At 54.4% G+C, this 20,109-nt stretch carries 22 protein-coding genes, 1 other RNA gene and 1 riboswitch; of the genes, 9 read left to right on the top strand and 14 right to left on the bottom strand.

The annotated features are described in order from the left end of the window. Nucleotides 1-46 precede the first annotated feature (46 nt). Nucleotides 47-414: RNase P RNA component class B (gene rnpB, locus KNP84_RS10870), an RNA gene on the bottom strand. Between the two features lie 121 nt (nucleotides 415-535). Here rnpB and KNP84_RS10865 point away from each other — a divergent pair. Further along, nucleotides 536-940: a hypothetical protein gene (locus KNP84_RS10865; RefSeq protein WP_215114792.1), complete on the top strand. Its 405-nt coding sequence runs from the start codon at nucleotides 536-538 to the stop codon at nucleotides 938-940. A 38-nt stretch (nucleotides 941-978) separates the two neighbouring features. Here the strand turns inward: KNP84_RS10865 and KNP84_RS10860 are convergent, their stop codons facing one another. Further along, nucleotides 979-2,433 (bottom strand): S8 family peptidase, encoded by a 1,455-nt coding sequence (locus KNP84_RS10860; RefSeq protein WP_215114791.1) that lies wholly within the window; start codon nucleotides 2,431-2,433, stop codon nucleotides 979-981. A 105-nt stretch (nucleotides 2,434-2,538) separates the two neighbouring features. Then, nucleotides 2,539-2,946, bottom strand: coding sequence for a hypothetical protein (locus KNP84_RS10855; RefSeq protein WP_131471184.1), 408 nt, complete (start codon nucleotides 2,944-2,946; stop codon nucleotides 2,539-2,541). Between the two features lie 169 nt (nucleotides 2,947-3,115). On the opposite strand from KNP84_RS10855, the gene KNP84_RS10850 reads away from it, so the two are divergent. From KNP84_RS10850 to KNP84_RS10830, 5 genes are all read left to right on the top strand, one after another. Further along, nucleotides 3,116-4,006: a hypothetical protein gene (locus KNP84_RS10850; RefSeq protein ID WP_131471185.1), complete on the top strand. Its 891-nt coding sequence runs from the start codon at nucleotides 3,116-3,118 to the stop codon at nucleotides 4,004-4,006. A 63-nt stretch (nucleotides 4,007-4,069) separates the two neighbouring features. Then, the gene (locus KNP84_RS10845) at nucleotides 4,070-4,735 is read left to right on the top strand and encodes a response regulator transcription factor (protein ID WP_029595409.1); all 666 of its coding nucleotides are present in this window, start codon (nucleotides 4,070-4,072) and stop codon (nucleotides 4,733-4,735) included. Continuing rightward, nucleotides 4,732-6,078 carry a sensor histidine kinase gene (locus tag KNP84_RS10840; protein ID WP_215114790.1) on the top strand — a complete coding sequence of 449 codons (1,347 nt, stop codon included), beginning with the start codon at nucleotides 4,732-4,734 and terminating at the stop codon, nucleotides 6,076-6,078. The genes KNP84_RS10845 and KNP84_RS10840 overlap by 4 nt, the downstream gene beginning before the upstream one ends. Before the next feature lie 67 nt (nucleotides 6,079-6,145). Beyond that, on the top strand, nucleotides 6,146-7,153 hold the full coding sequence (locus tag KNP84_RS10835; RefSeq protein ID WP_215114789.1) for an ABC transporter permease: 1,008 nt from the start codon (nucleotides 6,146-6,148) through the stop codon (nucleotides 7,151-7,153). Continuing rightward, nucleotides 7,150-7,797, top strand: coding sequence for an ABC transporter ATP-binding protein (locus KNP84_RS10830; protein ID WP_035385665.1), 648 nt, complete (start codon nucleotides 7,150-7,152; stop codon nucleotides 7,795-7,797). Before KNP84_RS10835 ends, KNP84_RS10830 begins: the two co-directional genes overlap by 4 nt. A gap of 54 nt (nucleotides 7,798-7,851) precedes the next feature. Here the strand turns inward: KNP84_RS10830 and KNP84_RS10825 are convergent, their stop codons facing one another. Then, the gene (locus tag KNP84_RS10825; protein ID WP_029595405.1) at nucleotides 7,852-8,280 is read right to left on the bottom strand and encodes a hypothetical protein; all 429 of its coding nucleotides are present in this window, start codon (nucleotides 8,278-8,280) and stop codon (nucleotides 7,852-7,854) included. Nucleotides 8,281-8,463: 183 nt separating this feature from the next. Between KNP84_RS10825 and KNP84_RS10820 the strand changes: the two genes are divergently transcribed. Beyond that, nucleotides 8,464-9,363, top strand: a complete 900-nt coding sequence (locus tag KNP84_RS10820) for an alpha/beta hydrolase (protein WP_021067521.1) — start codon at nucleotides 8,464-8,466, stop codon at nucleotides 9,361-9,363. On the opposite strand, the gene KNP84_RS10815 is transcribed toward KNP84_RS10820, so the two are convergent. Beyond that, a complete protein-coding gene (locus KNP84_RS10815) occupies nucleotides 9,320-10,018 on the bottom strand; it encodes a CPBP family intramembrane glutamic endopeptidase (RefSeq protein ID WP_214714870.1) in 699 nt (232 codons plus the stop codon). The genes KNP84_RS10820 and KNP84_RS10815 overlap by 44 nt on opposite strands. Nucleotides 10,019-10,096: 78 nt before the next feature. Between KNP84_RS10815 and KNP84_RS10810 the strand changes: the two genes are divergently transcribed. Next, complete coding sequence (locus tag KNP84_RS10810) at nucleotides 10,097-10,789, top strand: lytic transglycosylase domain-containing protein (RefSeq protein ID WP_251131218.1); 693 nt, start codon at nucleotides 10,097-10,099, stop codon at nucleotides 10,787-10,789. Between the two features lie 34 nt (nucleotides 10,790-10,823). Next, the gene (locus KNP84_RS10805; protein WP_215114788.1) at nucleotides 10,824-11,411 is read left to right on the top strand and encodes a DUF1643 domain-containing protein; all 588 of its coding nucleotides are present in this window, start codon (nucleotides 10,824-10,826) and stop codon (nucleotides 11,409-11,411) included. A 15-nt stretch (nucleotides 11,412-11,426) separates the two neighbouring features. Here the strand turns inward: KNP84_RS10805 and KNP84_RS10800 are convergent, their stop codons facing one another. From KNP84_RS10800 to KNP84_RS10760, 9 genes are all read right to left on the bottom strand, one after another. After that, a complete protein-coding gene (locus KNP84_RS10800; protein ID WP_215114787.1) occupies nucleotides 11,427-12,161 on the bottom strand; it encodes an energy-coupling factor transporter transmembrane component T family protein in 735 nt (244 codons plus the stop codon). Continuing rightward, complete coding sequence (locus tag KNP84_RS10795; protein WP_215114786.1) at nucleotides 12,161-13,489, bottom strand: ABC transporter ATP-binding protein; 1,329 nt, start codon at nucleotides 13,487-13,489, stop codon at nucleotides 12,161-12,163. The genes KNP84_RS10800 and KNP84_RS10795 overlap by 1 nt, the downstream gene beginning before the upstream one ends. Next, a complete protein-coding gene (locus KNP84_RS10790) occupies nucleotides 13,482-14,057 on the bottom strand; it encodes an ECF transporter S component (RefSeq protein ID WP_131471192.1) in 576 nt (191 codons plus the stop codon). Before KNP84_RS10790 ends, KNP84_RS10795 begins: the two co-directional genes overlap by 8 nt. Further along, nucleotides 14,050-14,643, bottom strand: coding sequence for a Ykof family thiamine-binding protein (locus KNP84_RS10785; RefSeq protein ID WP_215114785.1), 594 nt, complete (start codon nucleotides 14,641-14,643; stop codon nucleotides 14,050-14,052). The genes KNP84_RS10790 and KNP84_RS10785 overlap by 8 nt, the downstream gene beginning before the upstream one ends. Nucleotides 14,644-14,724: 81 nt before the next feature. Further along, nucleotides 14,725-14,825: riboswitch (TPP riboswitch) on the bottom strand. Nucleotides 14,826-14,886: 61 nt separating this feature from the next. After that, on the bottom strand, nucleotides 14,887-16,080 hold the full coding sequence (locus tag KNP84_RS10780) for a GTP-binding protein (protein WP_215114784.1): 1,194 nt from the start codon (nucleotides 16,078-16,080) through the stop codon (nucleotides 14,887-14,889). Between the two features lie 105 nt (nucleotides 16,081-16,185). Further along, nucleotides 16,186-16,449, bottom strand: a complete 264-nt coding sequence (locus KNP84_RS10775) for a hypothetical protein (RefSeq protein WP_021067530.1) — start codon at nucleotides 16,447-16,449, stop codon at nucleotides 16,186-16,188. Nucleotides 16,450-16,461: 12 nt separating this feature from the next. Next, the gene (locus KNP84_RS10770) at nucleotides 16,462-17,343 is read right to left on the bottom strand and encodes an SMP-30/gluconolactonase/LRE family protein (protein ID WP_215114783.1); all 882 of its coding nucleotides are present in this window, start codon (nucleotides 17,341-17,343) and stop codon (nucleotides 16,462-16,464) included. Nucleotides 17,344-17,519: 176 nt separating this feature from the next. Further along, nucleotides 17,520-18,581, bottom strand: a complete 1,062-nt coding sequence (gene rlmN, locus KNP84_RS10765; RefSeq protein WP_214761398.1) for a dual-specificity RNA methyltransferase RlmN — start codon at nucleotides 18,579-18,581, stop codon at nucleotides 17,520-17,522. 69 nt (nucleotides 18,582-18,650) lie between these two features. After that, nucleotides 18,651-20,054 (bottom strand): amidase family protein, encoded by a 1,404-nt coding sequence (locus tag KNP84_RS10760; protein WP_215114782.1) that lies wholly within the window; start codon nucleotides 20,052-20,054, stop codon nucleotides 18,651-18,653. Nucleotides 20,055-20,109: the final 55 nt, after the last annotated feature.

The raw sequence follows: 20,109 nt of genomic DNA, 5'->3' as shown, positions 1-20,109 counted from the left end.
AGGATTGCTTGAACTCCTGGTCAATGTTAAATGAGAGACTATGCTGCCCTGTAAGCCATGTTCTGTACTCCGGTGCTCATAACGGTCTCCCTGGCACGATGGAGTGACAATCATCTATCTGCGCCGATTGGCGCCTTCCGTCCCGTTCGGTTCCAGTCAGGAAGTTCCCCTACCATAGTTTGGGTTTCTCGCTCGTGGGGTTTACCTCGTTCCACTCTGAACGTTTCCGATCAGACTCCGTCACTGTGGCACTTTCAAGAAGCTTGCACCATATCCGAGGACTTAGGTGCTTCTTCTGCCGTCAACTTGCGTTGCCTACACTTATCTTTTCGTGTAGCACGATCACTACAGCCATCACAGGCTGTGCGAGCATGGACTTTCCTCAAGACTTGCGTCCCGCGATTGCCCAGACCTCATAGTCACTTTACCCATTGTAGCGGATAACCCGTGAAATGACAACCGAGAACCTGAACTTGATTTTCACCGGCGTCAGCGCTAAAATAAGGCGTGTTCCATTGAACAAGGAGGGATTTTGATGCGTCAAGATGCAAAAAACGGTTGGATTCAACGACTGACCTATGTGATTGAAATCGATGACATTAAAGCGCTCCACCCGAACAACGGCGTGTTCGCCTTCTACCGGAATAATCGACTCGTCCGAGGATTCGAGCCGTTTGACATTAAAGCACCGAATGAACTGTCCAAACGTCCGTATCACTTCGACCATCATAACTTGGCCCACTTACAGGAACGTTTTCCTGAATCGATTCCGACGTTCGACGCGTCGACTCAGACACGTCGCGGATGGAGCGAGGATGTCCGTGTCGGTCTCTGTGAGATTATTGTCGACGGGAAACTGAGTTTTGAACATATCGACGACAACGGCAACGTCTTAGAAGCGAACATTCGTTGGAGCGGTGAAGCCATCACGAAAGCATAAATCAACACCCGGAGCCAAGCGCTGGCTCCGGGTGTTTTTCATGTCGATTCCGCCGATTTGTCCGTCTCGGCTTGGACCGGTTGCGGCGCATACTTGACCGTCACCACTTTCTCAGAGACGTCGGTCGGTTTCAAGACGACCGTGTACGCAGCTCCCGTGTCGCTCCGGACCGGGAACTTGCCCGGTACGTGAAGCGCCTCATAGACGATTTTTTTGTTCGCATCGAGTACGGTGACGACCCCTTTTCGCGTCGTCGCCAATTCGAACGTGCCTCCGTCGGACGCTTTGACCGCAATCGCCGGCTTGACGGGATTCACGTATTTGAAGGACCGACTGGCCGTACGTTTATGTTTCCCATCCGTGACGACGGCTTGGAGTTTGTACGAGCCACTCGGCAGCCAATCGCCGCCGGCATACATCGTGAACATCGAATTCCCTGCCGACAGCGTCTTCACTTTACGGGTACCTTGATATAACGTATACGTCGTTTTCAAATTCGTTTTTTTCATGACCGTCAGTTTCGCTTCTTTGACGTAACGGCTCTTGAGCGTCGACGGCACCGAGAGCGTCACGGGACGCGGTGTCGTATCGAGGAGCCGCTTCGTGTTCAGCTCCGTATAAATCTTGCCGCTCGCCCGTGGCATCTTTTGAATCAAGGCGTCCACATCGGCCGGTGTCAAAAACGGATTGACCGATTTGACGAGCGCGAGACCCGACGACACCATCGGCGCGGCCATCGACGTCCCGTCCATATAGACGAAGCCGTTATTCAGGCCGAGCGACAAAATGTTCACCCCGGGGGCGACGATTTTGACTTGAGCGGCCATATTGCTGAAACCGGCGACGCGACGGTTCGCGTCAATCGCCCCGACCGCGATGACTTCTTTCATATTGGCCGGGAACGAGACGGTCTTCTCCCCGTCGTTTCCGGCCGAGGCGACGATGATGACCCCTTTGGCCCGGGCCCGGCGAATCGAATCGGCGAGGACTTGATCGTAATCTTGCCCGCCGAGCGACAGGTTGATGATGTTCGCCCCTTTCGCCACCGCCGTGTCGACCGCTTTGGCGACGGTCCAAGAATCCGTGTACTCCGAGTTTTTACCGTAGAAGACGTTATAAAAATGATAGCGTACGTTCGGAGCAAGTCCGGCCATCCCGAACTTGTTGTGACGGCCAGACATGATGCCGGCCGTATGCGTCCCATGATAATCGACGCTGTAAGGCCCTTTCATCGAATTGACGACACGAGGGACCTTGTATAGTTCTTTATGCCGCCGATCGGCCGACGAATCGATTAAAGCGATCACGATGTCTGAAGCGCCGCGCGTCGTGTTCCACGCCAGATCGGTGCCTGTTTGCTTGATATAGTATTGGTTCCCGACCCTCGGCTCGGCCACGATGTAACCGTGTTTCTCCAACACAACCGGTTTCGCCGCGTCCACCGACGCAGGCATGAGCAGCGCGAGCGCCGCCACGAGCATCATTTTTTTCATCGCCTACCGCTCCATTCCAAACTTCCTAAGATGCCCCCATTATCTCAAATTACGGAATCAATTTCCCTTTTTTTCGAAAAATAGATTGTGACATTTTTTCGACGCTCACCAATAGTTCGGTTCGTCAGGCTCATCCATCTCATAGTCGACAATCTTTCCGATGGTCAAATACGTATAATAACGCGCCAGTTCCGTCCGATACGGATCGGGTGTAAATCCGTCGAGGTCCTCACCGAGCGGAGATCCATCAATCGTCTCGAACTGTTGACAGAAAAACGATTCCGTCTCTGTGTCCCAGACGATATTGTCGCCGATATATCCACTACCGAACCGAATATAGTCGATGATAGAAGGGACGATCACCTCGGCCGGGAGCCGTTCACTCATCCGGCCGACCAGTTCATAGCGGTCTCGGTCGACATAGTCGGCCTGATCGAGGGACGTACATTTCAATACTTCCTTGTTGATTTCAATCAACACGACATAATCCCCCGGTTCTATCGATAGCTTCATCTCATCACCTCATCTCAACATCCGCATAGCTCTATCATATTCAAGTATTCGCAATCAATCCACGAAATCCTGTATGCCTGTAAAATTTTCCATCTGGTTGATTCATACAACATGTCGAAATTTGTTTTTGGTATACTAAATGATATGAATGCAAGAAAGGAAGTGCAACATGGCCAAACGTCCTCTGACCCCTCGCGAGAGTGAATTGATTGCCACCGCCCTGTTCGTCGTCGGACACGTCCCATACGTCGGGCATATCGACCGGCTCGAATCAATCACGCTAAGAGATATCGCCGATGATTATTTGAGTGGAAAAAATTCCGTCACCGACGCCGTCGAGGCGCTCGATCAATACATTTTCGTCCGCCGGCATCGCTTTAAAAATGTCACACCGAACAATCTGTGGACGCTCGACGACAAGACCGAACAAGAAGCGCTCCGCTACATCGTCCGACGTCCGGAACTGAAAAAAGGCGAGACGCTCAACAAACAGAACCAACCGTTCACGGTCGGTCAGGACATCGAGTTCAAAGTCGATAAGCAACTCGACCGTGGCCAGTTCCGAATTTACATCGGCAAACTGAACGGTTACACGGTCAAAGCCCAGTCGAAAGACAAAGACAAGCTCAAGACGGTCAAAGGATGGATCACCCACCTCGACCGCAAGGACCGTCTCGTCTTCGTCAATATCTCCGAATTCGGACGTGAGCCGATCGAGTCAGAAGCCAAGGCGCGACTCGAGGCAATGAGTGCCGGACTGCTCGGCTGGTTCGCGACGGCCACGTTACCGTCCGAGGCGGAGGCACAGACGGCCAAGCAGATGATTGCCACGTTGCAGCGTCGGGACCAACCGTATTGGTTCACGTTGACCGTCGCAATGAACCATCCGAAACCCGAGCACGTCAAGCGCTGGGGAACGGTCGTCAACCTGCTCGTCAAAGCGAGCGCGGGCGATACGACCGCGCTCGAGACGCTCGAGGCCCAAGAAGACAAGTACTTCAAAGATGCCTTCCTGCGGGCGCTCCGGGCGCTACACAAAGAACTGACCAAAGCGACATAACGGCCAGGTGACCTGACATGGGTCACCTGTTTTCGATGTCCTTCATGAGAAAGGAAGAGAGTCATGCACGTACTGATTGTTGAAGACGACCTGGCCATCCTGCATCTGATTGAAACGACGTTACAGCGGGCCGGTCACACCGTCACCACGGCCATGGACGGAAACGTCGCCGAGCGACTGTTTTTAGAGCGACCTGCAGATGCTGCCGTGATTGACATCCTGTTGCCGGGCCAAGACGGGCGAACGCTCTGTTCCCGGCTGAAGCGATTGACGGATATTCCGGTCATCCTATTGACCGCCCTCGGGGAATGGGAGGAGAAACGGAGCGGTTTTGAGCACGGGGCCGACGATTACATGACGAAACCGTTCATTCCAGAAGAACTGCTTTTCCGGCTCCAAGCCGTCGCGAAACGTTACGCCAAGAATGCGGCCACGGTCGTCACTGCCGGACCGCTCAAACTCGACTTGCGTGATTATCGGCTCGAACTTCATGAGGAGACGATCCACTTGCCGAAAAAAGAGTTCGAACTGCTCTATCAGTTGGCTGCGTTTCCAAGTCGTGTGTTCACCCGTGATGAATTGATTGAGCAAGTATGGGGCCTCGAGTTCGAAGGCGACGACCGGACGATCGACGTCCACATCAAGCGATTGCGGGCTCGCCTCCGTGACGAAGGCAACATGATTCGGACGGTGCGAGGCGTCGGGTATACGCTCGAGGTGACGCCATGAAGACGCTATACACGCGGATCGTCTTGACCGTGTTTATGATTTTATTGTTGTCGGGCGCCATCGCGCTGCTCGTCAGCAACGTCGCCTACTACGTGTGGTGGCAACCGTCCTATAGCGACAAGACCGAACAGACGGCTGAAGCCGCGAAAGCGTACTTCGAGGCCCATACCAATGGTGAGACGTCCACATTTTATACACTGCTCGCTCAGACCGGCTATCAGTTGTTCGTCGTACGACCGGACGATTCGATTGAACGCTATGGCGGAGCGTTCCGGGATGAGCGGCTCGACACCGACGTCATCGCCTCCGTCCGGTCCGGTGAAACCTACGTCGGGATGCACACCTATCCGTTCCACTTGTTTTTGCTCGGACTGTTCGACAACGAGGTCGTCAATACGTATGGGTTTAGCATCGATGGTGAGGATGCCGTCTTCATCCGTCCCGATTTGAGTGCCCAAATCCGCGAGCTGCATTTATTCGTCGGGTTGTTCTTCGCCTTGTTGACCGGGCTCGCCTTCATCTTGATTGCCTTGTCGACGAGTCAACTCGTCCGCCCGTTGCGGACGTTGACCGCTGCGACCGATTCGGTCGCATCCGGGGGTCGGCCGAGCGACCTCCCGCTCGAGCGCAACGATGAGATCGGCACGCTCTCCCGTCGCTTCAACGATATGGTCGACTCGCTTGAAAAATCGGAAGGCGAGCGCAGACGGTTTGTCTCGAGCGTCTCCCATGAGTTCCAGACCCCGCTCACTTCCATCAAAGGCTACGCCTCGGAACTCGTCGCGACGACCGACGGTGACGCGAAAGCGCATGCCGCCATCATTCGAGACGAGGCTTCGCGCCTGTCCGATCTGACGAGACAGTTACTGCTCCTCGCCCGGCTCGACGAGGCCAACGTGTCGTTAACGACACCGGTCGATGTGCGTGCGTCCATCGAGGATGTCATCCGGCGGCACACGTTCCAACTCGACGAGAAAGGGATCGCCGTTGCCACAGAACTCGATTCGACGCTCATCGTGACCGGTGACCCGCTATTGCTGGCACAAGTGTGGTCCAACTTGCTGACGAACGCGATTCACGCTTCTGCAGACGGTGGCCTCATCACCATCAAGGCGTATCAAGGCGAACGCCCGACCGTCTCGATTCAAGACGTTGGTGTCGGCATGGATGAAGCAACGAAGGCACGGCTATTCGAGCGTTTCTATAAAGGCGACGCCTCACGATCCGGACGAGGCACCGGGCTCGGCCTCGCCATCGCCCGAGATATCGTCCACCTTCACGGCGGCACGTTGACGGTCGAATCTCAGCTCGGGGCGGGTACCGTCTTTTACGTCACGTTGTAGTCATGTTCATATTCCGTTCATCTTGGTCGGTTATGCTTCCTTCATCGCTATGAAGGAGGCTTTTTTTATGAACTTAGGATTAAAAGAGATGTGGCGGCAAAAACGAAAATTTTCGCTCATCTTCGTAATCACGCTACTCATCGTCTTGTTGTCGACATTGATCACCGGACTCGCGGACGGTCTGGCTTATGATAACGGGGCCACCTTGCGTGAACTCGATATCGAGACGTTTCAACTGGCCGATGATGCCGACGGGCAATTGACCCGCTCATTCATCGAACTACCGACACCCGATGCGCTCACCCCGCTCGGCGTCAAATCGATGACGCTCGTCCATGGAACGAAAAAACAGGATGCCACATTATTCACACTGCCGAAAGATTCCACAATCGGGCCCGAGCTTGACCTCGCTGTCGGGGACGTGCTCGTCGACCCAAGTTTTCTCGGTGACGTCGAAATCGGAGACACGGTTCGCGATTTTGCATCCGGGTATGCATTCACCATCGTCGGGACGACGGACGGTCGCTATAGCCACGCCCCGGTCATCTGGGCAACAGAGGACACGTGGGAAGCGTTCCAGACGGCTAGCGGTCAGCCCGCCTACGTCTCGGCCTGGCTCGGGAAGGCTGACACCTCACTCGCTACGATGACGAAACAAGACGTCGTTGAGGCCGTCCCTGGGTATACGGCAGAACAAGGCACATTCACGATGATGCGCGGCTTCTTGCTGTTCATCGGCGCATTCATCTTGACCGCTTTCTTTTATATGTTGACACTCCAAAAGCTCCCGGAGCTCGGGATTTTGAAAGCAATCGGGATTCGTCCCCGTGTGATCGGCACGGCTCTCGTCATCCAGGTCATGGCCACGGTGCTCACGGCGAGCCTGCTAGCCACGGTGCTGACAGGGTTCACCGGCACGTTCGTCCCAGACGCCATCCCGTTCCGGTTCGACTTGGGCAACGTGCTCGCATATGGTGCGGTCATGGCCGTCCTCTCACTCATCGGGACGTTGTTGCCGCTTTGGAAATTGCGCCGGCTTGACGCCGCCGACGCGCTAGGAGGAATTGGACAATGAAATTGACGAATATTTGCCACACGTATGATGGACAACCCATTTTGCGTGGCATCGATTTACAGGTCGAGCCCGGGGAATGTATCGGCATCATCGGACCGAGCGGTAGCGGGAAGAGCACGCTGCTCCAAATTCTTGGTTTATTGAAACGACCTGACGTCGGGCTCATCGAGCTCGAGGGACGGGAGTTGCTCGCTGCGAGTGAAGAAGAACGACGCTTGCTTCGCTTGAATGAAATCGGCTTCGTGTTTCAGCAGGCCCACCTCGTTCCATATTTGACGGTTCGAGAACAACTCGAGCTCGTCCAGGCCGAAAGCGAATCTAAACAAGACCCGCTCCACCTGCTCGACGTCCTCGGTCTGAGTCATCGCCTCAATCAACTGCCGAAACACTTGTCGGGCGGCGAACGGCAGCGCGTCGCCGTTGCCCGAGCCCTCATCAATCGGCCTCGACTCTTGTTGGCCGATGAACCGACGGCGAGCCTCGATTTCGAGAACGGGCGCCGGGTCATGGAGTTGCTCGTCGCCGAGGCGCGTAATCACGGACGTCGAGTCCTCGTCATCACTCACGATGAACGCATGCTAGACGTCTGCGACCGGGTCCTATTGCTTCAGGACGGTCAGCTTCAACCCTCGCCCCGACATTAAAAAAAGGGAAGACCGCGTCCATCGCGGCCTTCCCTTTTTGTTGTTCAAGGTTTGTCACATGGCGTGCACGCGAGCCGGCAGCTCGACCCACTCGCCCGATAGATGGCCCAAATGATGCGTCAGCCAAGCGTTGAAACCGATGACGAGCGTCAATCGACCCGCTTCATCGATGCCCGCCGAGACGACACGAATCAATCTCTCCTCGATATGTTGCGAGACGAGAGTGATGCGGGCGAGTGCGAGTACGGACCGGACGATTTCATCGGCCGACACGTCAATGGAAACGGCGATGTCCGGGACCGATAATTCGATTGCCTGCCCAGGCCGACATAAGTAGCGGTCAATTAACACGTCCAAGACGATTCCATGTTGCCGTTCCCCGCTCGTCGGAGCGCGATAAAACGTCACTCCCTCAGTCGTCGTATAATCCGTCTGTCCCATCAAACATGCCTGTAAAAATTGATACATCGCCTGTCGCTCCATTGGTTCATATCCTCCCACTTGGTGACTATTCGCTACCATCATATGTGGCAACTCTATTCGGCACAATGTGTCTTATCTAACATAAGCCTTGGCGTTCCGTCATTGAAAACACACCATGATCCATATGGCGCGTGAATTGGGAACGCGTTTTCGGGTACAATAATGGGGAAAGGAGCGGTTCATATGCAGAAGAGATGGAAGGTTGGACTCGCAACATTATTCACTGGCTATTATGCCATCAGCTACTATGCGTTCAAACGCATGACACGAGGGAAACGCAAGACGCCCGAGATGCTGTTGGCCCCCTACACGAAGGAAGATCAATCCTTTTATCACGACGTGCCGTTTGAGCACGTCTCGCTCCGCTCGCAAGACGGATATCGCCTCTATGGGCGTGTCTACCGAAACGAAGGCTCATCGAAGTGGATCGTCTTCGTGCACGGCTATACGGCGTCCCACAGCTTCATGGCCCCGCATTTGGCGATGTTCCATCGCCTCGGCTACAATCTGCTCGCCGTCGATTTGCGGTCCCACGGCGAATCCGAGGGCGTGTACGCCTCGTACGGCTATCATGAGAAACATGACATCGTGGATTGGGTCGACTGGTTGCGGGTTAATGAATCCGTCTCCGAGGTCGGGCTGCATGGCGTGTCGATGGGCGCCGCCTCGATTTTACAGGCCGGTCCATTGACAGATGTCGATTTTTTGATTGCCGAGTGCCCGTTCGATGACATGAGACAACTCATGCGCCATCAGTTGAACGTCTTACACCGACTGCCTGGTGATTTGTTGTTGCCGGGAATCAATTACTTCCTTTGGACGCGAGCCGGATTCCGGATGCACCAAGTCCGACCGAAACGAGCGCTCGCGGCAATCGATGTGCCGGTCTTGTTCATCCATGGGACAGAGGACGATTTCGTCCCGACCTGGATGTCCGTCGAGATGAATGCGCTCAACCGCAAAAATGAGATCGCCCTCATCCACGGCGCGGAACATACGAACTGTATTTTGAAAGACCAGCCCGCGTATGAGGCGGCCGTCAGTCAGTTTCTGAATCGACGACGTGAATCGGTCCAGCAATAAGATCGAGCAAGGCATGAACGACCATCACCGGCCAGAGGATACCCATCGCCACATATAAATAACCGAGCCCCCACCCGACGAGACCGGTCACGAGGATGCCTCGGACACCTTGATAAGCGTGGGCCAACCCGAATAACGCTCCGCCGATCAAGGCGAGCATCGGGGGCGAGACGTCCACCCACAATGTGACCGTGTAGAGCAGCACGCCACGGAAGATGAACTCTTCGGTCACTCCAGCCGTCCAAGACACGGCGCCCCACGCTCTCGCCTCCTGAATCGTCTGAGGCAACAGCAACCGTTCAATCTCGAGCTCATAATATGGCCGTAACCGGCGCCGCAAACCCGGAGACGTTTTCACGAGCAGATAGAACGCGATCAATGCGGAGATGAGGACGCTCGTCAAAAAGAAGAACTGCCAGGCGCGCAAATCCCCCTCGGCCGGGGCGAAGCCGAGCCCGACCGCTTCAGGCGGGACCTGGAACAAAAAGACGAGGGCGAGCAACAGCAAACAGAGCCCCCACGCCGATTTGATGGTCTGATCGTACACGCGGCTTCGTCCGAGCGTTTCAATCATCGGTTTCATCAACCGGGCGTTGAACAATTGGACAATCAATAAATACACGAGAATGATGGTAAAGACGGCCTGTTCGAGCATGGATATCCACTCCTGTCCTTCCTGTTAGCTATATGCTACACTATTCGGGTATTGTCTAGAAAGCTAGGAGGCGGAATCTTGAAACGATTGATTTTGCGACTGACCGGTCTCTTGCTTGTGATCGTGCTGTGCCTCGGCGCAATCGGCTGGTTTGGTCAACATGATAAAGTGAACAACGCCCTTTTCCGGGCCTATTACGGGGATCATGGCATCCCCGCCGTCCATCGTGACGTTTATGAGGATGCGGCGGCGACCTATGACGTCGATTGGCGACTCCTCGCCGCGGTCCATCGCGTCGAGACGATTTTCTCCCATAGCTCATCGATGCGTTCATCGGTCGGGGCGATCGGTCCGTTCCAATTCATGCCGCGGACGTGGCTTGGTTGGCAGTACGACACCGACGACCAAAAAGGAGATGTCCCCGAGGATGAAGTCGATTTGACAGACCTCGCCCTCATCGAACAGTATGGCGGTCTCGGACGGGACGGCAACAATGACGGTCAGGCCGACCCGCACAGTCTCGTCGATTCGGCCCATACGGCTGCATATTATTTGAGTGAGCACGGTGGGACGACGGCAGACTCGACTGATTCGATTCGGAACGCCATCTTCGAGTACAACCGAAGTGAGCAGTATGTCAACGATGTGATGTCGTTTTATGAGTCATATCAAACTGACGTGTCTTATTTACCAGATGACAAGGCGTCGGCGACGCAACAAGTCGCCCGCTATACGATTCGCTATTTGGAATGGTTCGCCGGCTGGGTCTGACCTGGCACTATTTGAGCAAAAGTGAGGAAACATTATGAACACCCATATCGAGGAAGTGACGATTCGCGTCAAGTCGGTCTTCAATGAGGACAAGACAAAACGATATATGCGAACGTACGAATTCACAGATGTCGTCGACGGCGTCATCTGTGCCGTCATCATCTACTCACCCCGGATGAGTGATGCCTTTTTGTCTGGCACGACCACGCAGCGGGCGTATATGCTCATGCGTAACCATCTCGATCAACCGATCCGTGAGATGCGCGTCATCAGTCTCGTCCCGACACTCGCCATCAATGACAATCTGCCTTACGTCGAGTCACAGCTTGACGAGGTCAACTTTCATTACGTGGAGGAAACGCTCGACGAGGTCGAGGCGACCGGCGGGATGGTGATCGTCGGCTGGGGCTCTCCAGGACGCTTGATGCACCATGCGACTCCGTATAAGACGCTTTTCGCCGACCACGAGGCTCATATGTTCTGTATCGGTACGACGACCAAAGGCGAGCCGCAACAGATTCGTATGGCCAACGAGAACACGGTGCTCGAGGCGTTCAATAACGAATCGGTCAAACCGAAGTTTAGAATCGTGAAAGAAACGAAACAAGACGACTCCGAGTGAGTCGTCTTGTTTCGTTTATATGCCAATCCATACGCTCACTCCGAACAATACAATCAAGAGCGACGCCAACAAAAAGTCGTACCGAGTGATGGCGACGACTTCATACGTCGCTCGTGGTTCGCCCGTGAACCCGCGTGCCTCCATCGAGAACGCGATGCGTTCCGCTTGTCGGATTGATCCGGCCAGAAGCGGGATGATTAAATTCGGAACGTGCCGAATGTGATCGAGTCGCGTCTCTAAACGAACGCCTCGCAAAGCATGCGTTTCATACAGCTGCATCAGTTCATGCTTCAAAATCGGAAAGAAACGAAAGCCGACGAAGACACTGTAAGCGATTTTAGGCGACAACTTCCCTTGTTGCATCAAGCTGTAGACGAACCGTTTGGGATCCGTCGTCAGTGTGAACAGGAGCGACAACGCGGTGAATGCTAATACCCGTAAGGAGAGCGTCGCTGCTAGTATCACATTCTCGACGGTGACGTCGTCGCCGAACAGCGTGAACATGACCTCCCCGCCCGTCTCTTTTCCAAAGACGAGCGTCGTCCACAATGTCCCGAGCGCGGTGAATAAAAACGGAATCATGAATAGCCCCCACCGCTTCCAGTTCACGTTAGAAAAAAGAATTTGAAGTATAAGCGTTCCGATGAATACCGCAAGCGGCGTCCATGGATTGTACATAAAGGCGAGACCGAACATGAGCAACGTGACGGTCATAAATTTGATCGTCGGGTTCATCTCTTGAAACGTCATCACGATTCCTCCAGCAATAAACCGTGAGCTTGTAGTAGCTCTGTCTCATTCCAGAGCGATGCATCATATGGCCCACTCAAGTAACCTTCATGCATCAAGTAATAGGTGTTCGCGATTCGGGCGAAACTAAGGTCGTGTGTCACAAACAGAACCGCCTGGCCGGCCCTGATTCGTTCAACCATCAATTCATAAAGCGCACGAAGCGATACCTCATCTTGTCCAGCAGTCGGTTCATCGAACGCGATGAGCCGTTTATTCGAGAGCATCATCACGCCGATGGCGAGCCTTCGTTTTTGCCCGTGACTAAGCGAGAGTGGGTGGTCGTTACGAAACGGTCCAAGCCCGAGCCGGTTCATGATGTCCCCAATCGGACGATTATGGCCATATGCGAGCTCACGTGACACATCACTCGTGATAAACAGATGAGCCGGAGATTGTGGGACGAGTCCGACTTCTTGATGTTCGCGGGCAAGGCTCTTGAGCCAAGTCGATTTGCCACTGCCGTTTCGACCGAGTACGGCAATGAGATCACCCTCGGCGACGGTCAGCTTGCTCGCTGCTAAATTGAATGTTTTTTTGTTTAATTGCGGTACGTGAAATAAAAAATCATCTCCTTTTGTCACCTCAACCGGAGAGAACGTATAATCCGGGCGGGCAACGAACGGTCCATCATAGTTGATGCGTCCGTTCACTAGTTCCACTTCTCTGTCGAAGAACCCGCCCCATAGGAAGGGTCGATGTTCGATGACGACAACGTTTACCGTCTGTGCGACGTTGTCGAGCCACTGAACGAAACGGGTTGATGTCTCGGGATCAAGGTGCGCGAGCGGCTCATCGAGCAGTAGCCATTCTGGCTTCCCGATCAAGGCGCAGGCGACAGCGATTTGTTGCTTTTCTCCACCTGAAAGGTCATGAATGACTCGGTCACGATAATCGGTCAACTGCAATTCCGCTAAAATCGTGGCCACACGCGTCATCATCTCGTCCCTCGCCACGGCAAAATTTTCGAGTGTGAAAATCAATTCCTCCTCGACCGTCTGCATGACGAACTGACTGTCAGGATCTTGAAACACCGTTCCGACACGACGATTCACCTCACCAGCTGCATACGTATCATAAGAGCGGTCAAACAAATATAGTTTGCCCGTCACGATTCCATCGCAGTTCTCTGGATACAGACGATTCAACAAAGAGAACAATGTCGATTTCCCCGACCCGCTCGCCCCTGTGATGAGAGTCCTCCCAGCAGTTAATTGAAGCGTGATGTCCGTCAATACTTTGCTCTGTTTTTCCGGATAGCGGAATGACAGCTGTTCTGCCTCAACCATGCACACGTCCCTGACGCGCGATGGCATACCCTTCGAGCGCACCCGTCCGAAGCAACAAGTCGCTTAAAATCTTACCTCCCAGACCGGCAATGAGCATCCCGCTCGTCGCTCGTAACGCGAACATCGTCGCCACGTATGTCGGACTGAGGGCAGCGAGTCCACCCATGACGTACGTATACGCGAAACTAGTCGCAGCTGCACCAAATCCGGCCAGCATGAGCACCCAAAGGTCATATCGCTTGTAGCTCGTGACCGCAAACGCCGCTTCAGCACCAAGTCCTTGAATGATCCCGACTAAAATAATACGAGGTCCAATCGCGTTACCAATCATCATCTCAATCGTCGCCGCAAGCACTTCGGACAAGAATGCGGCGCCAGGTCGGCGGATGATATAAGCCGCAATAATCGAGACGATGAACCAAATCCCAAAAATCCATTCGTACGCGATCGGTCCAATCAAGCCAGCCCATAGATTCCCGACATGTACGAACGCCAAATAGACGACAGCGAACACGACCGATAAAATGGCCAACAAGACGATTTCTTTTAACTTCCACGACTTAAGCATGCTGCTGTCCCTCGTGTGACGGGCTGTTCACGCTGAACGTGACCGTCATGACGACGTGGCTCGTCTTCGCACGGACGCGGTCGAACGTCGCCTCGTAAAATGAAAACACCGGTTCGATGTCGCCGTGAATACCCGAGGCGTAATGCATCGAGTCATTGAAAACGCCACGCTCTTTCGCAAAGGCAATTTCTTCGTAGATGATGTCCATATACTTCGCGTCCCCGAGCGGATAGAGGGCGAACTGGGAAGAGACGTACTGGGTCGATACCGGACCATTCACAGGATCAGTCGTCACGTCGAGCAGATTGTCTCCTGCCGTGTCGCCTGGGCACCCGACCGAGAACGTCCCGCTCATCGACACATGTTCCCCGGTCTTCGTTGCATGTGACAAGACGGCTTTGGCCACGTCGAACACATGCTGACTGCGTCCCCGGATGACCGTCGAGACGTCATCGGTATGCCGCCAAACGTTTTGCAAGTTCGTCTCTTTCAATGCCCCTTTGATGACACTCACAAAATCAGATGTCATTGGACTCAGCGTAAAGCGGAATCCGACGATCGGACTCGTACCACATTGGTTGTTCATGTTCTATTCCCCCTTATTGTATGTACACAAAAAAGCCGCATCCATGAGAATGCGGCCACTCGTCCAATGTAATAATCCATTAGAAAAAGTGCCACACTTCCTCACGCCGGTATTACCCGGATCGAGTCATAAGGGATTGGAGTCATGCTCACATCTCAGCCGAAGCACCCCTAGTGTAGTCCAATGTATGCGGTTATCTATGCAACGAGAAGTATAGACGACCGCTCCGAATTTGTAAACGGTTTATGTGAAAGTCACGATACCGTTCCCCGGAAGCGTGTCCTGCAACGTCGTCCAATCGAGCGCCATCTCCTCATCCGTCAACAAACACGCGTCGAGTCCGGCCTCGATGACCGCACGCTCCATCCGCTGCCCGATCAAGACGAGCTCCGTCTGACGGTCCCCGTACGGCTCGACGTAGTCGGCGGCGAGCTCAGGTTCTGCCGTGAACATGAGACTCCGCTCTTCCTCCGGCAGCGTCGCGAGCCAACGTCCCGCGTGTTCGAGCGTCGAGGCGTACCCCGCTTGCGAGAACAGGCAAGCGATGTCGTTCCGGGAGGCGATCCATAAGAAACCTTTGGCGCGGACGACTTGATCCGGGAACGCCTCGATCCAGGCGTGGAGCCGCTCCGGATGAAACGGACGGCGGCGGCGATAGACGAACGAACTGATGCCGTATTCCTCCGTCTCTGGTGTGTGTGTCTCGGCCTCTAGTTCTTGAATCCAGCCGGCGGCGTGCATCGCCTCCTCGAAATCGAACAGATTGACGTCCAACAGCTCCGTCAATTCCACATTCGCGTAAACTGACGTCAACAGTTTGGCGGTTGGATTGAGCGCATTCAACAGCCCGGCCATCTCACCGAGTTCCGTCTCGGTCACGCGGTCCGCCTTGTTCAAGACGATGATGTCCGCGAACTCGATTTGGTCGACGAGCAGGTCGACGACTTCGCGGACGTCCGTCTCATCGATGGCCTGCTTGCGTTCATGGAGCGACTCGCCCGAATTGAAATCTTTCAAGAACCGATACGCATCGACGACCGTCACCATCGCATCGATATAGACACGGCTCGTCAAGTCGATGCCAAGGGCGTCATCGGCGTATGTAAACGTTTGGGCGACTGGAATCGGTTCTGAGATGCCAGATGACTCGATGATAATCCCGTCGAGCTCACGGTCGTTCGTGATCTCCTGCACCGCTTCGAGCAGGTCTTCACGGAGCGTGCAACAGATGCAGCCGTTCGATAGCTCGACCAATTTTTCGTCCGTCCGCGAGAAACCGTTCTGCTCGATCAATCGTTCGTCGATGTTCAACTCGCTCATGTCGTTGACGATGACCGCATATTTCTTGCCGGACCGATTGTTCAACAGATGATTCATCAACGTTGTCTTGCCGCTCCCTAAATAACCGGACAGCACCGTGATTGGAATTCGTTTCATATATCCCCACTCCTAAATCGTAATCATTACTTTTTAGATAATGACGGGTCACCTTTGTCTTGTCAAGAAAAAAAAACACGCCCGTTCCCGGACGTGTTCCTTTCCCTATTCTTCCAACGCCTTGCGTTCCGCCTCGGAGCGGGGATACGTGTTCGCTTGCCACTCGGCCCGATAAATCGAATCGAGCTGCGTCAGACCGACCTCATCCTCATCCTTATCGGCATCGACACTCGGGGCCTCATCCCAGCGCGGATTCAAATACGTGTGGTCGTCTTCCCGGTTCGCATCCAATAGTTTTTGGATCCCGACCCGGGCCACTGCCGCGAGTGCCAAACCGATGCCTGCACGAACGAGCAATCGCTTCACCATCTCTTTACCTCCTTATCGTCCAAACCGATAGAGCGGCATCCCTTTCACGTCTGTATCAATTTTAAAGACCGACCCTGCGTCCGGATGGGCTTTGAGTGCCTCGTCATCCATCCCTTCACGAGCCGTCGTGATGGCGAGTTGGTTCAAGTCGTCGCCGACAAAACAACACGACGTGACGTTCGGGGCCGGCACGAGCACTTCGAGCACTTTTTCACCCGTCTTCGGGTTCCAGCGCGAGACACGGCCGCCGGCAAAGTGTGCAATCCATAAGAACCCTTCCTCATCGGACGTCATGCCGTCCGGGAATCCTTCCTCGACGGTAAAATCGATGATAGCCTCCCCTTCGCCGAGCGTCCCCGTCTTCAAGTCAAAGGCGTATTTACGGACCGTCTCGGTCGGTGTATCGATATGATAGAACGTCGAATGGTCGGGTGACCATGTCAGTCCGTTCGATAATGTCAACTCGCTCAACATGACCTCGGTCGTGCCGTCGCGATTCAGGCGGTATAGCGTCGCTTGTTCCGCCTCGTCTTCAAGATGGAGCGTGCCGGCGAAGATGCGTCCGTACGGGTCGGCTTTGCCGTCATTGAAGCGGAGCTTTCCTTCCGGGTCGTCGAGTTCGACGATTTTATCGAGCTCTTTTGACGTCTCGTCCCACTCATAAATCCCGTCTTTCAAGCCGACGACGACGCCGTCCGTCACTTTCGGGACCGCGAACCCGATCTGTTGTCCCATATCGAACGACGACAATTCATCTTCCTTCTCATCGTACCACCAAAGTGTATGTCCCTCGATATCGACCCAATAGAAGCGTTTCAGTTCCGCATCCCAACACGGGCCTTCCCCAAGCGTATTTCGAACTCGAATCCATAACGCAGCGTTTACTGTCTCCATTGAATTGCCTCCACTCTCTACATTGATTTCAAGTGACTATTCCCTGAGGGGGCAATCTCTATTCAACATTTCCCAAAATAGCAACCGCTCGGAAGAAAAATATTGAACCGGGCCGGCATCCTTCTAGGGCAGAAGACAAAAAAACTCCTTGAATCATGAGATTCAAGGAGTCTCTGTCATTTTGCGCCTTCGACATTCATATGCTTGCTGCGCAACTGGCCACAGGCCGCATCGATATCAGTCCCGTGCTCGAGACGGACACCGGTATTGATGCCCCGCTTCTTCAAGACGTCATAAAACGCCATGATGTCCTCAGACGTGCTCCGCTCATACTGAATATGCTCGTTGACCGGATTGTACGGAATCAAGTTGACGTATGACTTGTCTTTAATATCGTCAATCAAGTCGGCGAGTTCCTCGGCGTGCTCCGGCAAATCGTTCACTTTCGATAAGAGAATATATTCGAACGTGATGCGTTTGTTCGTCTTCTCGACGTAATAACGGATGGCCGGCATGAGCTTGTCGAGCGGGAACGCCCGGTTGATTTTCATGATTTGCGTCCGCAACGCATCGTTCGGGGCGTGGAGTGACAGCGCCAAATTGATGCGAAGATCGAGGTCCGCGAATTTGTAAATCTTGTCGGCGAGACCGCTCGTCGACACGTTGATTTTACGCGGTGCGATGGCGAGTCCGCGTTCGTCTTTGACGACACGGAGGAAATCGACCAAGTTATCGAAGTTATCGAACGGTTCCCCGATTCCCATGACGACGATATGACTGACGCGGGCACCTTCCCCGACCTCGTCCAAATAATGTTGCACGGTCATGATCTGTTCGACGACTTCGCCGGCCGTCAAATCGCGCGTCTTCTTCAAGAGACCGCTCGCACAGAAGCTACAGCCGATGTTGCAGCCGACTTGCGTCGTCACACAGACCGAACGTCCGTATTTGTGACGCATGAGCACCGTCTCGATATAGTGTCCATCATGCAATTTAAGTAAAAATTTGACCGTACCGTCGCCCGCTTCTTGTTTGACGAACAGGTCTTGCGTCGAGATGACGTATTCGGCGGCGAGCGCCTCACGTACCTCGGCCCGTACCGAGATCTCCTCGATGTGTTTGACTCGGTCGATATAGAGCGAGTCCCAGATTTGTCTAGCGTGGAAGGCGCTGTATCCCCAAGAGACGCACGCTTCCGTCAGCTGATCAAATGTCAGCCCGTATATAGATGGTTTCATTGCTATCTGTCCTTTCTTCAATCCGCATACGTACCATTGTAGCGGACGTGGACGACCGGTGCAACGTTCTTATAACGGTGGGACGGGACGTGTCACGTGACGCTCGAACGCATAGGCGAGACGAATCAAGTCGCGTTCGGCATAGCTCGTCCCGGTGAACGATAGACCGAACGGGGCCCCGCTCGCCTTCAAGCGATACGGGATCGTGACGGTCGGATGGCCGGCTTTCGCCGCCATGTCATAATTGTGGTCATGCGGCAAGACGAGCGCATGAAGTTCCTGCTCGGCCAACAATCGGTCGATGCCGTCCGTCTTGGCGTGATAGACGTCGTCGAGGCGGCGCATCAAATAGGCGTCCTCAATCAAGCGACCCGATTGTTCGTTCGCTTTCTCGAACGTCTTCTGTCCGTGCGGAATCGTCTCCGGATGACTGTTGTTCCAGTTAATCAAATCCGACAACGTCTCATACGGGAGCTTCGTCGAGGCGAGATACGCCTCGATTCCGAGCTTGAACTCATGATACAGGATATCCCCTTGGTCGAGCCCTGCTTTCGACGGCAGTTCGACGGTGACGACCTCGATGCCGCTCTGTTTCAGCAATGCGATCGCTTCGTCGTAGAGCACCTGCTCTTCTTCAGACAAATCGGTCTTGACGACGCCGACACGCATCCCGACTGCTTGCCGCTCATCAAGACAAGTCCGGTAAGGCGGACCGGCCGGAAGATGCGTCGTTGCTGGGTCAGCGGGATCTTCCCCGACCATCGTCTCAAGGGCGAGCACCGCATCCCGGAGTGTCCGTGCCATAGGGCCGGCCGTGTCCTGCGACCGGGAGATCGGAATGATGCCGCTGCGGCTAATCAACCCGACGGTCGGTTTGATGCCAACGATTCCGTTATGGACGCTCGGGTGAATAATCGAGCCGCTCGTCTCGCTGCCGACGGCAAGCAACGTCAAGTTGGCCGCGACCGCTGACGCCGAACCTGAACTCGACCCTCCGACATCGAGCTTGTCCCCATATGGATTGAGCGTCTGGCCACCGACCCCACTCCAGCCGTTCGGCATGCCCTCGGTCAAAAAGTTGGCCCATTCGGACAAGTTCGCTTTCCCGAGGATGATGGCCCCGCTCGCGCGCAAGCTTTGGACGAGATGGGCGTCCCGGCCGGCGAAGTGATGCGCGAGGGCGACGGCCCCGGCCGTCGTCTTCATCAATCCCGCCGTCTCAACATTGTCTTTGATCAGCACCGGGATGCCGAGCAACGGTAATCGCTCACCTCGTTGATAGGCGCGATCCGCCGCCTCGGCCTCGAACAAGGCGTCCGGGTTCACTTGAATGACCGCTCTCAGCTTATCGTTCAACTGGGCGATTCGAGTCAAATAATAGGCCGTCACGTCACGCGCCGTGAACGTTCCTTCTTTATATCCGCGATGGGCGGTCTCGATATCGAGTTCGAAACATGTGTTTGGTTCAGTCATATAGATTCCTCCTTTGGTCACTCGATGGTATTCGCTATCGCCACATGATTTCCTG

This window comes from Exiguobacterium sp. s70, assembly GCF_018618315.1.
In the GTDB taxonomy this organism is placed as follows: Bacteria; Bacillota; Bacilli; order Exiguobacteriales; family Exiguobacteriaceae; genus Exiguobacterium; species Exiguobacterium chiriqhucha.
Note: the sequence above shows the minus strand (reverse complement) of the source record. Positions and strands in the feature narration are given on the sequence as shown.

What these genes read in the sequence shown, in the direction of transcription:
- KNP84_RS10835 (WP_215114789.1), top strand. Translation starts at nt 6,146, where the DNA reads ATGAACTTAGGATTAAAAGAGATGTGGCGGCAAAAACGAAAATTTTCG.
- KNP84_RS10855 (WP_131471184.1), bottom strand. Translation starts at nt 2,946, where the DNA reads ATGAAGCTATCGATAGAACCGGGGGATTATGTCGTGTTGATTGAAATC.
- rlmN (WP_214761398.1), bottom strand. Translation starts at nt 18,581, where the DNA reads ATGAAACCATCTATATACGGGCTGACATTTGATCAGCTGACGGAAGCG.
- KNP84_RS10850 (WP_131471185.1), top strand. Translation starts at nt 3,116, where the DNA reads ATGGCCAAACGTCCTCTGACCCCTCGCGAGAGTGAATTGATTGCCACC.
- KNP84_RS10785 (WP_215114785.1), bottom strand. Translation starts at nt 14,643, where the DNA reads ATGAACAACCAATGTGGTACGAGTCCGATCGTCGGATTCCGCTTTACG.
- KNP84_RS10845 (WP_029595409.1), top strand. Translation starts at nt 4,070, where the DNA reads ATGCACGTACTGATTGTTGAAGACGACCTGGCCATCCTGCATCTGATT.
- KNP84_RS10780 (WP_215114784.1), bottom strand. Translation starts at nt 16,080, where the DNA reads ATGAAACGAATTCCAATCACGGTGCTGTCCGGTTATTTAGGGAGCGGC.
- KNP84_RS10840 (WP_215114790.1), top strand. Translation starts at nt 4,732, where the DNA reads ATGAAGACGCTATACACGCGGATCGTCTTGACCGTGTTTATGATTTTA.
- KNP84_RS10860 (WP_215114791.1), bottom strand. Translation starts at nt 2,433, where the DNA reads ATGAAAAAAATGATGCTCGTGGCGGCGCTCGCGCTGCTCATGCCTGCG.
- KNP84_RS10865 (WP_215114792.1), top strand. Translation starts at nt 536, where the DNA reads ATGCGTCAAGATGCAAAAAACGGTTGGATTCAACGACTGACCTATGTG.
- KNP84_RS10805 (WP_215114788.1), top strand. Translation starts at nt 10,824, where the DNA reads ATGAACACCCATATCGAGGAAGTGACGATTCGCGTCAAGTCGGTCTTC.
- KNP84_RS10770 (WP_215114783.1), bottom strand. Translation starts at nt 17,343, where the DNA reads ATGGAGACAGTAAACGCTGCGTTATGGATTCGAGTTCGAAATACGCTT.
- KNP84_RS10790 (WP_131471192.1), bottom strand. Translation starts at nt 14,057, where the DNA reads ATGCTTAAGTCGTGGAAGTTAAAAGAAATCGTCTTGTTGGCCATTTTA.
- KNP84_RS10820 (WP_021067521.1), top strand. Translation starts at nt 8,464, where the DNA reads ATGCAGAAGAGATGGAAGGTTGGACTCGCAACATTATTCACTGGCTAT.
- KNP84_RS10815 (WP_214714870.1), bottom strand. Translation starts at nt 10,018, where the DNA reads ATGCTCGAACAGGCCGTCTTTACCATCATTCTCGTGTATTTATTGATT.
- KNP84_RS10760 (WP_215114782.1), bottom strand. Translation starts at nt 20,054, where the DNA reads ATGACTGAACCAAACACATGTTTCGAACTCGATATCGAGACCGCCCAT.
- KNP84_RS10795 (WP_215114786.1), bottom strand. Translation starts at nt 13,489, where the DNA reads ATGGTTGAGGCAGAACAGCTGTCATTCCGCTATCCGGAAAAACAGAGC.
- KNP84_RS10825 (WP_029595405.1), bottom strand. Translation starts at nt 8,280, where the DNA reads ATGGAGCGACAGGCGATGTATCAATTTTTACAGGCATGTTTGATGGGA.
- KNP84_RS10775 (WP_021067530.1), bottom strand. Translation starts at nt 16,449, where the DNA reads ATGGTGAAGCGATTGCTCGTTCGTGCAGGCATCGGTTTGGCACTCGCG.
- KNP84_RS10830 (WP_035385665.1), top strand. Translation starts at nt 7,150, where the DNA reads ATGAAATTGACGAATATTTGCCACACGTATGATGGACAACCCATTTTG.
- KNP84_RS10800 (WP_215114787.1), bottom strand. Translation starts at nt 12,161, where the DNA reads ATGACGTTTCAAGAGATGAACCCGACGATCAAATTTATGACCGTCACG.